At 60.6% G+C, this 13,274-nt stretch carries 11 protein-coding genes; 1 reads left to right on the forward strand and 10 read right to left on the reverse strand.

The window, feature by feature from the left end; translation table 11 throughout:
* Positions 1–211: 211 nt before the first annotated feature.
* The 10 genes from HUU46_10095 to HUU46_10140 all read right to left on the reverse strand — a co-directional run bounded on the left by HUU46_10095 (position 212) and on the right by HUU46_10140 (position 11,610).
* Entirely contained in the window at positions 212–1,603 is a 1,392-nt protein-coding gene (locus tag HUU46_10095) for a hypothetical protein (protein NUM53981.1), read from the reverse strand.
* The gene (locus tag HUU46_10100) at positions 1,600–3,099 is read right to left on the reverse strand and encodes a hypothetical protein (GenBank protein ID NUM53982.1); all 1,500 of its coding nucleotides are present in this window, start codon (positions 3,097–3,099) and stop codon (positions 1,600–1,602) included. Before HUU46_10100 ends, HUU46_10095 begins: the two co-directional genes overlap by 4 nt.
* The gene (locus HUU46_10105) at positions 3,096–3,887 is read right to left on the reverse strand and encodes an ABC transporter permease (GenBank protein NUM53983.1); all 792 of its coding nucleotides are present in this window, start codon (positions 3,885–3,887) and stop codon (positions 3,096–3,098) included. Before HUU46_10105 ends, HUU46_10100 begins: the two co-directional genes overlap by 4 nt.
* The gene (locus tag HUU46_10110; protein NUM53984.1) at positions 3,884–4,753 is read right to left on the reverse strand and encodes an ABC transporter ATP-binding protein; all 870 of its coding nucleotides are present in this window, start codon (positions 4,751–4,753) and stop codon (positions 3,884–3,886) included. The genes HUU46_10105 and HUU46_10110 overlap by 4 nt, the downstream gene beginning before the upstream one ends.
* A gap of 354 nt (positions 4,754–5,107) precedes the next feature.
* Positions 5,108–5,677 (reverse strand): HD family hydrolase, encoded by a 570-nt coding sequence (locus HUU46_10115; protein NUM53985.1) that lies wholly within the window; start codon positions 5,675–5,677, stop codon positions 5,108–5,110.
* A gap of 201 nt (positions 5,678–5,878) precedes the next feature.
* Complete coding sequence (locus HUU46_10120) at positions 5,879–6,247, reverse strand: cupin (GenBank protein NUM53986.1); 369 nt, start codon at positions 6,245–6,247, stop codon at positions 5,879–5,881.
* Positions 6,248–6,310: 63 nt separating this feature from the next.
* Positions 6,311–6,724 (reverse strand): hypothetical protein, encoded by a 414-nt coding sequence (locus tag HUU46_10125; GenBank protein NUM53987.1) that lies wholly within the window; start codon positions 6,722–6,724, stop codon positions 6,311–6,313.
* 59 nt (positions 6,725–6,783) lie between these two features.
* A complete protein-coding gene (locus HUU46_10130) occupies positions 6,784–8,166 on the reverse strand; it encodes a sulfatase-like hydrolase/transferase (protein NUM53988.1) in 1,383 nt (460 codons plus the stop codon).
* Positions 8,167–8,196: 30 nt separating this feature from the next.
* Positions 8,197–9,213, reverse strand: a complete 1,017-nt coding sequence (locus tag HUU46_10135) for an NAD-dependent epimerase/dehydratase family protein (GenBank protein ID NUM53989.1) — start codon at positions 9,211–9,213, stop codon at positions 8,197–8,199.
* Between the two features lie 45 nt (positions 9,214–9,258).
* Complete coding sequence (locus tag HUU46_10140) at positions 9,259–11,610, reverse strand: PAS domain S-box protein (protein NUM53990.1); 2,352 nt, start codon at positions 11,608–11,610, stop codon at positions 9,259–9,261.
* Between the two features lie 211 nt (positions 11,611–11,821).
* Here HUU46_10140 and HUU46_10145 point away from each other — a divergent pair, with 211 nt between their 5' ends.
* Positions 11,822–13,243, forward strand: coding sequence for a fucose isomerase (locus tag HUU46_10145; GenBank protein ID NUM53991.1), 1,422 nt, complete (start codon positions 11,822–11,824; stop codon positions 13,241–13,243).
* The last annotated feature ends 31 nt before the right edge of the window (positions 13,244–13,274 follow it).

The following is a 13,274-nucleotide window of genomic DNA, read 5'->3' on the forward strand; positions in this document are numbered from 1 at the left end:
CCTCTAACAAAAGTTACTGCAAAGCCGTTGGGATTGATTTGGAAAGTCGGGTTGGCTGGATTCTCGGGGTAGCGCGTCGCAACGTCTGGCCGGGCGCTGTATCTCGATCGGGGAAAAGACCGAAAGCGACTTTTATTCGATGCCCCAACGCAACCATATACAATCGCAAATACCATAACCCGTATGTAACGGTTTGGGCGGCGAGGGTCTGTCACTTCGCGTATAACGCATATATGTAATGGTCGCTGCGCAGCACGATGCTCGATTTTCCGTTGCCCGCGACGTCCGCGGTGAGTTCGACACCGGTGATGTTTTCGGTGAACGTGTGCTTTTCGTCGGGCGTTGTGGGGAAACCGTCCTTATACAACCACACGCTGTATTCGTTCTCCTCGGTACACATGGCGAGGTCGGTCTTTTTATCGCCGTTGAAATCCGCCAGCACGTAGTGGCGCAACGGAACGCCGCCGGTGAGGAACCACGTGACCGGAATTCGGAATGTGAGATCGGACGCGACGGACGGTTCGAAGCGGCCTTTGTCGGGCGAGTATGTGTGGGCGGTTAGCGTGATGGGCCAGTTGCGCCCCACGACTGCCCGCAACAGCGCGTCCACCGAAATGCCCGCGCGCGGCGCGTTCCACAGCAGGACGTCCGCGTAGCCGTCGCCGTTGAAATCGGGTGGTGTATCGCCAATCGGAATTAGCGCGCCGGGATAGCGCCGCTCGGGCCCCGGTTTCGCGATGCTGGACGGCATGCCATCCGCGTCGACCGCGACGTCACTCATGCGGATGAGCGTGTTCAGCGACTCCTCGACGGCGCAGTAAGCGCGCGTCGTCTTCGCCTGCTCCCTGCGCACGACGAACCACGGCCAGTTGGCGGGTTCATCACCGGCCGCACCGCGAAGCAACCGCGCAGTTCCCCTGGTTCTAACATCCACAGCCACGTACTCTTCCGCGTCATTCCGCTGTTCTGACGAAACGGGGTGGGAGTCAAGCCGGTAAACAATCGATGACGTAAAGTTGCCGATAGTGAGTTGGCCAGCACTTCGAAACGTCGCCGGCCTAAATACGTGTGTCTCCGGTTTCGACTCTGCATACGGTTCGCTGCGGACGAGAGTGCCGTCGAGCGATCGGTACTCGAGGGCGGCCGATGCGGGTAGGGCCACCATCACGTGCGATGGATCGTTTCCGGGAATCACCAGCACCGCTGGAGTAGGAATCGGGAAGGCCTGTGCGTACAGGGAGTCCGCGTCGAAGAGTCTCGCGGGTTCGACAGGATCGCCCTGCAACGCGAGGGGAAGTCGGACAATGGCCGCGCCAGTGACAGCAACGACCTCGAATTTTCCATCCGCATCGATATCGGCGATATCAAACGCGGTGACACCGCGGGGAAGTGTCGTCTCGCGCAAGCCGATGCTGCTGGCCGCGACCGAGAGCGTGTTGCCTTGGAGCATAAATAAGTCTGCAACGCCGTCAGCATCGGCGCTCGCAAAAAACGTCTGTACTTCCGCGCGCTCAGCCTGGGCGGATTGACTACCGACGGGGAAGGTGTGTACTTCGAAGACGGCGCCGAGCATCGCGGCGGTTACGTACGCTAAGGACATCATCGCACCGACTCCCGCGACAGATACACCGTCGTTTCCTCGGCGGCGGCTTGGCCTTCGCCCCGCGGAATCGAAACAAGCAAGTCGGAACGATCGTCGCCGTCGATATCTGTGGCCAAGAATTCGCTCTTCGACGTGACCTCCAACGTGGCGATGACCTGGTTCGTAATGCCTTTCGGTCCACCTTTGCGGATGACAATTCGATTGGGTCTATCATGGATCGCAGCGTCGCGAATACCGTCGCCGTCGAAGTCACCGTCGAGCGAAAACAATCCGCCAGCGAGAAAATTGACGAACATGGCGCTCTGGTAGACGGGTGGTCTATCGAGTTCGATGGAGAACGTGTGGTTAAAGGAGGGTCTTGCGGGGAATTGTCCGGCATCGTCCTGCAGCCAAACCTGCACTTCGAGGTCCACTTCACGGCCGGTCAGGCCGCGTACGAGCGTCTCGCGGATTCCGCCTTCCACAAGCTGTTTATTCTCCGATACGAGGTCGATGCGACCATCCTCGTTATAGTCCGTGAGCACCCGCCAATGCCTCGAGCCGACGCTCCGGAACGAGACGAACGACTTGCCGGCATCCGTTGAAACGCTCGTTTCGACAATGGACACCGATAACGGTGGGGCGGTCTCGCCGACGGGCCTTAACTTAATCAAGTCCATGGCGTTGTCCGTATTGAGGCGGACGCGCTGGTACCACGAATCGACGACTTCGGACCGCACAGAACTCGTTGCCGAGGGTGACAGTTCTAATCCGCGTTTAACGTGGTCGATCGCGTAGTAATCTTCACGGAATCGTTTTGCTGTTTTGGTCACGTCCTCGTCCTCGTAGGCGACGCGGACGCCGTTGGCGCTGATCTCGATGTCGCTCATTCGAACGAGCGCTGGAATTTCAACACGCCTCTCTGACGTTGGCCACAGCGTCTGCGGGGGTACGTAAGCACTCATGGGCGGCAGGATTTGCCAGTTCGCGGCTGCCTCGTAGAAAAGTTCCGTCTTCGCGAATATGTGAATGCCGTCCGAGGCGGGCCGGACGATTTCCGGTATGGAGTCACCGTCAACATCAACAAGAAAGTCCTCGAAGTGATAGAATCCGCCGCCTTCGGACGATTCGGTTGCGAAGCTGGTGTCGATGACCGGTTGGCCCCAGTTTATGGGTTGGCTGAGCGTTCGTTGCCATTCCGAATTCGACCAGCGCAGCACTTCCATGCGGTCGCGCATGAGTACGTAGATTTCGTTCTCCCAAAGGTCAGCCAGTGCCATTCCATTTGGCCGGGGTAAGGGTGTCTGTTGCGCTTTTGGGAATTCTCCATCGCGCTGAAACGCCGCGGTCGTCGGTGTGACGATGTCATTAGCGCCGTCGCCGTCGAGGTCCGCGTATCGCGTATAGGTGCGGACATTGGCGCTGAATCTTGGCGTATAGGCGTATTCGACTCCGTCAATCGGCTGCTCGACCAATACAATGCCCCCGAGGAGGAGCAATGGAGCGAGGGCGATCATCCGTGGAGGTTGCGGCGTTGGAGGGCGACGATGGCCGCGGTGGAGAAGATCGCCGCCGCGATGAGGGAGGTGCCGAGGCACCAATATAAGTTCGCGCCCCATTCGGCGGTGAGGCCGTCGCACTGGGCGCGGAAGCATTGCCACGGGGTATCGACGTAGCTTGCAAAGAGTACCGGCGCAATGCCAAGCGGATATTTCACCGCATCGAGCACTAGCCAGGTGCCAATAGCGGTAATGACGGCCGCCGCGTTGCTTTTCATGAAGGTCGAAATCATAACGGCATAGGACACGAACGCGAATTGTGGAGCGAGGTGAATGAGGAAGCCGAACAAGTACGTTTGCAGCATCGCGCCGCCGGTGTAGAGCATTTCACCGCCGTATTCGACGCCGGCGACGGTCCCAAATGCAAGACCGATGCCCCATGCCGCGACTGCGACAAGCAGGCTCAGTGTGAAGGCGTAGGTCAGGCCAATGAGCAGTTTCGCGACGATGAACTCGTGCCGAAGCAGGGGCCGCGTGAGCAGCATGCGGATGCTGCCGGTGCCGGTCTCGCCGGACACGAGGCTGGCGCAGAAGCTGAGGACGAGGAACAGTCCGAGCAGGTTCAATGCAGTCGGCGTGGCGAAGGCGATGAAGCGGTACGCGTTGTCGCCGGTACCGGTCAACGGATGCAGCAGGGGAGAAAGCACGACGAGCAGCACGACGAGGACTGGCCCGACGTAGGACAGCTTCGAGCGGAAGGCCTTGATCAGCTCGATCTGATATGCGGTGGCGATGCGGCCGATCATCGGTTGAGCACCTTGAGGAAGTACTCCTGCAGCGTTCGCTGGCGCGGCATGATGCCGGAGAGCTTGTAGCCGCCACTCACCAGAAACGCGGTAAGCTGATGGACGGAACCGCCGTTCAACACCACGCGCACGCGGCCTTTGTACATCTCCGCCGACTTCACCCAGGACTGTTCCTTGAGCTTCTTGCCGGCCGCTTCGGGGGAGTCCACGAGCACATCCACCTGGGACTGGTCGTACGAAAGCAGGTTCTCGACCTCTTCGCAGGATACGAGTTTACCCTGGTTGATGACGCCGACGCGGTCGCAGAGGGCCTCGACTTCCGCCAACTGGTGGCTTGAGAACAGGATGGTGACTTTGGCTTCGTCGGCAAGGAATCGTAATAGGTGCAGGATTTCCTGGGTGGACTCGGGGTCGAGGCCGGCGGTCGGTTCGTCGAGGATGAGCAGTTCGGGTTCGGCGAGCAGGGCTTGGGCGATACCGAGCCGCTGGCGCATTCCGTGGGACAGGGTGCCGACGTGGCGGCCTGCGTACTTAAGAAGTCCCACTCTATCGAGGGCACGATCTATGTTCACGTCCTTATCGCCAAGCATGGCAAGAAGTTGCAAATTTCGGCGAACGGAAAGGTGGTTGTAGAACGCGGGGCGTTCGGTCAGGACACCGACGCGGGCCATGACGTCGATAAAATGGTCGTGCAGGTCCCGCCCAAACAGCGACACCGACCCGGACATGGGCGCGACAAGCCCGCAGAGCATATACAGCGTGGTGCTCTTCCCTGCTCCGTTCGGCCCCAGGAGGCCAAACACCTCGCCCTCGTTGACGCTCAACGACAGGCCATCCACCGCTGTTACCGCCCCGTAACGTTTCACAAGCTTTTCAGCCTGGAGACAGACTGGCATAGGGGAAATGGTAGCAAGAAACGGCAGGCCGGTTTCAACTGGGAACGGACATCGGGTTCCGGGTCTCGGGTTTCGGGTTCCGCAGACGATGATGATCGAGTTTGCCGGGAAGGGACCCCGGCGGGTGTCGGTCGTCGGCATTCGGGTTTGGGCCGAGTAAACAAGAGGGATAATTTGAACGGTGCTTTGCGTCTTTCGTGCGGATCGAATGGGCGCGGCTCCAAACTGGAGGCGGCCCACGCTGACGCTGTTGAGGTCAGACCGGCGCGGTATCTGTCGGGAGTGCGGGATCAACCCGGTCTGTTGAGCGGGTTCCGATGGCGGTTACTTCGGGCGCGGGCGGCCCACGTGGGCACAGATGGCGTCGAACAGGTCGGAGACCTGGGGGCAGCCGTAGTCCGCGAAGTTTTTCGGGTTTGCCCAGAATTCTTTCAGGCGGCCGCGGCCTTCGCGTTCGTACATGACGATCTTGAGCATCATCTGCGCCTTGTCAAGGCCGCGTACGAGACGGGCCTCGGGCGATTGCGGGGCGATGAGATCGCGATTGAATTCGGCGTATTTCGCGGGAAAGCCCTGCATGAGCTTCTCGAGTATGGCCTGCTCCGCACGGTCCTTGGCATCGCCGAGGTAGCCGTCGCCCGCAGGCATGGGGATGTCCATTAGAATCGCCTCGGGCAGGTCGTGGATGAGCGCCATGGTGAGGGCGCGCTCGCGGTCGAACTGGCCGGGGTACTCATCGACAAACAGCAGTGTGAGCACGGCGACGAAGTGGCTGTGGGCCGCGACGGACTCCGGTTCGGTTACGCCACGGAGCACGAACCCCGCCCGCGAAATGCGGTCAAGCGGGTGAATCTCTTCAAAGAGCCGTAGTACGCGTTGTTCGAAGGCGCCCATGGCCGCAGAGTATGCCAGATTGAGGTGTCAGGAGTCAGGAGCCAGAAGTCAGAAGCCAGGAGCCAGGAGTCAGGAGTCAGAAGTCAGAAGTCAGGAGTCAGGAGTCAGGAGTCAGGAGGAAGAAGGAAGAAGGAAGAAGGAACCACAACTTGATTTGACGAGAGTCAGGGTCCACGACTCTCTCGCGCGAACGCTCGATCGTCATTCCGCGTCGCGGAAGACGGTATCGGGTGAAAATGCAGGCACACACACGGCGACATATTCGGCGCCGTCGTCGCCGGGCGTGCTGTAACGGACCCATTCGCCGGGCATGGTAATGATGGCCTGGCCCGCGAACACGTCGAATGGGTCGCCGAGTTCGTGCTCGACGTGCAGCAGGCCTTTGAGGACCAAGGTGTATTCGGTGAACTCAGGGCGCTGGCCGGGTTCGATCCATCCGGTGGGGCTCTTCATGTGCGCGATGCTGACGCCGGTAGTACCGGTAGTAACCCGGCCCACGAATTCGCAGATCTGTTTTGGTTTGTTTCCGACGGCCTGGACGATCGTCGGCTGGGCGATGAGTTGCGGCATGTTCCCCCCTCCACAGTGCCGAAACCTCCCCGGCGCTGCGTCCATCTCACGGCAATCGATTTGTTAAGGAACCTGGCGGGCGAGCGGATTCACGATGCGCCACACGCTTGGCACCGCCAGTAGTCCAAGAACCGCCCCAGGCAATAATACACCAGGCGCATCGAGAATCCAGTGTGTGAGCGGCAAGCGCGCCATGAACATGTCGGCGACGTGCAACGCGGCGTGGCCCGTGGCCCACATGGCCTGCGCTACGATAACAGGCCAGCATTGCCGCAGGTTGAACGCGCACCAAATGAACCCGGCGCCGGAAATGAAGTACGCCAATCCGATATCGCGCACGAAATGGCCGTTGTACAGGCCGGTGTTGGTCACGCCGGGAATGCTGTCGTACCACCCGGGGGCGTACAGTATCATCCACCCGCCATTCGCTATGCTCAGCGCTCCGAGTATGCAGAACACAATTCCGATGATGCGCATGGGTGTTGCCTCCCGTTCGATGAATTGGGCGTATACGGGGCCTATGCAGGGCGCTCGGGTCAGTCCGAAGGCGCCGCCTTTTTAATCCAGGCATCGTGCAGGCTGACCAATTCCCGCACCACATCCGGGTGCGCACCAGCACAGTTCTTTTGTTCGCAAATGTCGTCGCGCAGATTGACAAGAAAGAGTTCACCGGCAATTGGAGGCGCGTCGCGCAGTCCGGTGTCCTGAGGTTTGAAGAGCAGTTTCCAGTCGCCTTTTCGAACTGCCCAGCGCGCGTTTTCACCCGTGCCGACGTACCAGTGGAGTACATTGTGCGGCGACCGTGCTTCGGCGGACTGAATGACTTGTGACAGGTCACATCCGTCAATATCGGTTGGTGCTTCGATTCCGCAGAGGGCCGCAAGCGTGGGCATCCAATCGCACGCGTGGGTCACCTGCGATCGCGTCACGGCCTCGGGCAGATGCCCCGGCCAACTGACGATTGCAGGCACGCGCACGCCGCCTTCGAACAATGAAAACTTCGCGCCACGATAGGCGCCCGCGCTGCCGCCACCGAAGTGCGCGCGCTCTTCCATCGAATGACCGTTGTCGGATTGGTAAACGATGATTGTGTCGCCGCGCAGGCCGCAGGCGTCGACACATGCGAGAAGTCGGCCGATGCGTTCGTCAAGCGTCGAGAGAAATGCCGCGTAGAGATTGCGCGGATACGGCACGTCCGCGTATTTCGCGAGCCATTTTTCGTCCGGCTGATACGGATAGTGCGGGGCGTTCGCGGCGAAGTACATGAAGAAGGGCCGGTCCTTGTGCGCTTCGATAAACTGCGTCGCCTCTTTCACCATGAGGTCCGGAAAGAACGCCCCGTCTTCGTGAACCTCACTTCCATTGCGCGTGAGGTCGTGACGGTTCGGGCCGTGCCAGAAGAAGAAGTGCGAGTAATTGTCGATGCAGCCGTTCATGTGACCGAACGAATAGTCGAAGCCGCGCGCATTGGGAACGCAGTCGGGCGCCATGCCCAGATGCCACTTGCCGATATGGGCGGTCGCATACCCTGCGCGCTTGAACAGATCGGCAATGGTGGTTTGCTCCGCGAACGTCGGTAACGGAGTCTCGTCGTCCGGGGCGTTGTTCGGCATTCCCGCGCGAAGCGGATACTTGCCGGTGAGCAGTCCCGCGCGCGACGGCGAACACACGGGCGCGGCGGAATAGAATTGCGTGAAGCGGACGCCGCGGTTTCCAAGCGCGTCAAGATTTGGCATGATGAGGTCGGTTGCGCCAAACCCGGGAGCGTCTATCGATCCCTGATCGTCCGTGAGGATTACGATGACATTTGGTTTGCGCGCTGAGCCGGAAGCAATCGCCAGCGGTACGAGCGCGGCCGTGGCCGCCAGAAACGATCTGCGCGAAACGTGAAACGCAGTTTGGCGCGTATTCGAGTTCATTGCAGCAGTACTGGTTCGCGCGTGCGCAAATTAGAACTTCCCGTCGCGCGTTTCGAAGTGGGTTGGTTTCGCGAGGGTCTTTCCACCGGAAGCGATCCAGTGTGCAATCCAGTGACACAGCGTATCGATCGATACGTCCGGCGGTCCGAACAGGTCATGGCATTTTGTGGCGTTGCTGAGGAGGGCCGTGGGCGCCTCGGCGCCTACGATGTTCGGTTTCTTCCCCAATAGGCCGCCCATGCGTGTCGCGAGGTCGCGAATTGAGATTCGTTCGAGTCCGGTGACATTTAGAACCGCCGGGGGCGATGTTGCGAGTGCAAGACATTGCAGCGCAACGGAATTCGCGTAGCCTTGCCAGATGCAGTTTGCGTAGCCCATGGTGACGTCGATCGTTTCGCCCTTCCATACTTTCTGCGCGACGTCGAGAATCACGCCATAGCGCAACTCGACCGCGTAGTTCAGGCGATAGTGCAACACGCGGGTGCCGTAGTGGTGCGACGCGTAGTCCCACATGCGCTCGCGGCCCAGGCCGGACATGGCGTATTCGCCAACGGGATCGGGAAGCGTGGTTTCGGTCGCGCCGCCGCCGTCGACCGGCACAAAGGGATACACGTTGCCCGACGAGAACGCGACGACGCGCGCCGTCGCGTATCTGCGCGCGGCGAGCCCCGTCGCGAGGACGTTTGTGCCCCAGGTGTCCCACTCGGCGCCGGTCGATCCGAACTTGCGTCCGATCATGTAGACCACGTTTTCGGCGTCGGGGAGCGCGTCAATTGCGCCGGGCGCGAGAAGATCGGCCTTGTGGGTCGCGATGCCGCAGGATTCGAGCCGCTCGCGCACGGCGCCCTGCGAAAACGTCGATACGGCGGTGATGCCGCGCGTAACGCCGGACTCCTCGACGGCGCGCGCAGCGAGCATGGCGAGCGTGGGGCCCATCTTCCCGCCGACGCCGAGGATGACGATGTCGCCCTTCAGCGCGCGCATGGCTTCGACGAGGCCGGGCGATGGCCGCGTCATTACGTCTTCCAGTTGGTCTACGGATTCAATCGTTTCGGGGATGGAGTTGGCCATGCGAGAGTATGGCCCGAAATGCTACACGTGAAGCAAGTCCTGCACGGCGGCGGTGACGTTGGTTGTGCTGAAGGGTTTTGGGACGAAGCGCATCAGTTGGCCGTTGTGCTTGCCCTCGATTCCTTCGCCGCCAAACCCGCTCGAGATAATGCAGCGGAGGCCGGGATTGATCCTGACGAGTTCGTCAAGCGCTCTTGCGCCGCCCATTCCCGGCATTACGATATCGAGTATTACAACGGCGATGTCGTCCTTGCGTTTGTTGTATACCTCGATCGCTTCTTCGCCCGTCGAGGCCTGGAGGACGTCGTAACCGGACATTTCGAGGATGTCCTGCAACACCGCGCGGAGCAGTTGTTCGTCGTCGACGACAAGAATGGTCTCTTTGCCGTTCCTGACCGATGTGCCGTTGGCGGGTTTCGGCGCGGGGGCGGCCTGCCCCGCGGATGGCAGGTATACGTCAAACCTTGAGCCCACGCCTACTGTCGATTCCACTGCGATGACCCCCCGGTGCGAATGCACGATTCCGTAAACGACGGACAGGCCCAACCCGTATGCCTGCCCCTGCTTCTTTGTCGAGAAGAACGGTTCGAAAATGCGCTGGCTCACCTCCGGCGGCATGCCGCGGCCGGTGTCCTCGACGCGGATGCGCACGTAGCGGCCGGGCGTGGTGACCTGCAGCCGCTCGCGATCGGCGTCGGTGACCTCGACGTTTCGCGCGGACACTCGGATTTCGCCCGCGAACTGGATGGCGTCGCGCGCGTTCAGGCAGAGGTTCATCATCATTTGGTGCATCTGCGCGGGATCGGCACTGACCTGGTCGAGCGCGGCGTCGGGGTCGAACGCGATACGGACATTGGGATTGAGCGAGTGCGAGACAAGCTTGATTGTTTCCTCGATCAACGGGTTGAGCGAGAGTTTGGTTTCGTTCTTCGCGCCGCCGCGCGCGAACGTGAGCAGTTGGTGCGTGAGTTCGGACGCGCGCACCGCGGACAGTTCGATTTGCGAAAGGTGCTTCATGACCGGCGAGTCGGGCTCGACGGTCTTCTTCGCGAGCGTGGCGTAGCCGAGCACACCGGTGAGGATGTTGTTGAAATCGTGCGCGATGCCGCCGGCGAGCCGGCCGATGCTGTCCATCTTCTGCGCTTCAAGCAGGCGCGACTGGAGCGATTCGCGGTCGGTGACGTCGATCGCGACACCCGCCGCAGCGATCACCGCGCCGGTTTCGTCCGTGACGGGCGCGATGGCGCCATTGCAGATACGAATGCTCCCGTCGGGGCGGCGCAATTTGAGATTTCGCAATTCGACGTGCTTGCCGCGTTTGAGCACGCGATCGAATACCGCCGCGATCAGGGTGTCGGGGTTGTCCAACAGTTTCGCCGCGATCGAGGCGACGGTCTCGTCGTGCAACATGGGACGGGTGAGTCCCGTGAGTTCCTGGATTCGCGCGTTGAACTCGATGATTTCGCCGTCGCGATCGAGCACAAACAGGCCGACGTCCGCGGCGTGCAGCGCGCCGGAGATGAGTTTTCGGGATTCGATGAGTTTGCGTTCTTCCCGCTTGCGCTCGTCGATATCGCGCACGACGACGCTGACGCCCATCGCTTCGGCGTCGTCCCCGGTAATCACGGAAAAGGTTGCGCCGGCCGCGAACTGGGTGCCGTCCTTACGCGTGGCGGTAACGTCGGCGGCCCGCGATGGCGCGGCATCCGATACCCACGCGAGGAACCCTGCGCCGTCGGTGTCGACGGAGAGAAATTCCCGGACATTTAGCCGAGTTGCGTCCTCCTTGCTGTATTGAAAGAGGCGTTCGGCGCCTTTGTTCCATACCTCGATCTTGCCGCTGTCGTCGATCGCAATCACGGCATCGGCGGTCATGTCGGCGACGCGCGCGAGGTACTGGCTCGCGTGGTGCAACTCCTTGTACCGCTGGCGTTCGGTTTCCGCCGTGTCGAACATGCGCGATAGCTCGTGCATGAGCGCGAGCATCGTCAGCAGGATGCAGATGTACCCGAAGCTTTCGGACAATCGCATGACCACGTTGTGGGCGGCGCTGCCGTCCCCGATGATCACGATGCCATCGAGCATGCGGACCTCGGCGCTGAAATCGAGGAACCGCGCGAACGTGAGCAAGAGGCAGCCGCCCAGGAAGAGCCCGGTTGCATAGCGGCTTGCGCTGATGCGGCGAATAAACGCGTTGGCGCCGAATACGAGCAGTGCCGTCCCCACCAGCTCGAGCAGGTCGCCCAGGAAGGCGTTGCCTTTGGCGATGTTTGGATAGAACGAGCAGGCGAATACGGCAACGCCTGACGCGATGAGCGCCAATCCGAGCCAGGAAGGGCCCTTGGCCCTGTTTGGAGTACGACGGTATTCCACGGTCCCAAGTCTCGCTTGTCCTAATGTAGAGTATACACTATTGACAGAACCGAATATATCATTTTTTATTCGATAAAAACTATAATTTAGTGATTTTCGCATATAGCAACGCCGTTTGCCGCTGTAACCAGGCATCGGTACAATGCGTCCATGCCTTCCGGGTGCGGACGTGGGGAGGCAAATTGCACGAAAACCACGGGAGTGAGGGGCCATGCCTGCCAAAGCGAAATCGGCGTGTTTCGGGTTGATAGTCGGTAACCGGGGATTCTTCCCGGATGTCCTCGCACGGGAGGGGTACGACGGCCTGACGAAGCTGCTGAAAAAATGGGGCTACTCGGTCGTGGTGCTCTCGCCGAAGGACACAAAGTTCGGCAGCGTGGAGACGTGGGACGATGCGAAGAAGTGCGCCGAACTGTTCAAGAAAAACCGCGAGAAGATCGACGGCATCATCGTCACGCTGCCGAACTTCGGCGATGAACGCGGCGTAGCGGACACGCTGAAGATGGCGGGGCTGAACGTGCCCGTGTTGATCCATGCGTGGCAGGACGACGCGGCGAAGATGACGATCAAGCACCGGCGCGACTCGTTCTGCGGGAAGATGAGCGTCTGCAACAACCTGAAGCAGTATGGCATCCCCTTCTCGATCACCGCGCGGCACACGATGGACCCGAACACGAAAGCGTTCGAGAACGAAGTGCGCACGTTTGCGGCGACGTGCCGCGTGGTGCGCGGGTTGCGCTCGTGCCGCATCGGCGCGTTGGGCGCGCGGCCCGCGGCGTTCAACACGGTCCGCTACAGCGAAAAGCTGTTACAGGAATCCGGCATCACCGTCGAAACGCTCGACCTCTCCGAGGTGTTCGCGAAGGCGGCGCGCATGAGCGACACGGACAAGCGCGTGAAGGACCGCATCGGAAACATCAAGGGCTACACCGACACGAAGGGCGTGCCGAATCCTGCCCTGGTGAAGATGGGCAAGCTCGCGACCATCATCGACGAATGGATGAAACAGTACGATCTCGATGCGACCGCAATCCAATGCTGGACGAGCATGGAGGAATGGTTCGGCGTGGTGCCCTGCACCGTCATGAGCATGATGAGCAATGACCTGTTGTCGTCCGCGTGCGAGACAGACGTCGCGGGCACCGTGAGCATGCAGGCGCTCGCGCTGGCATCGGGCTCGCCCAGCTTCCTGCTCGATTGGAACAACAACTACGGCGACGACGCGGACAAGTGCGTGTGCTTCCACTGCTCGAACCTGCCGAAGAGCTGTTTCAATTCGACGCGCATGGACTACCAGGAAATCATCGCGGGCACCGTTGGGAAAGACAACACCTACGGCACCATCTACGGCCGCATCAAAGCGCAACCCATGACCTTCTGCCGCGTCAGCACTTTTGACAGCGAAGGAATCATCAGCTCCTACGTCGGCGAAGGCGAGTTCACGGATGACCCGATCGAAACCTTCGGTGGGTTCGGCGTCGCGAAAGTGAACGGCCTGCAAACGCTGCTCCAGTACATCTGCCACAACGGCTTCGAACACCACGTCGCCGCCAACCACAGCCAGATCGCCCGGGCAATCCACGACGCGTTTACAACGTATCTGGGGTGGGAGTGTTATTGGCACCAGGGGTGAATTATGCTTATGTACTGTTTTCACTATTCGG

This window comes from Candidatus Hydrogenedentota bacterium (assembly GCA_013359265.1).
Taxonomy (GTDB): domain Bacteria; phylum Hydrogenedentota; class Hydrogenedentia; order Hydrogenedentales; family SLHB01; genus JABWCD01.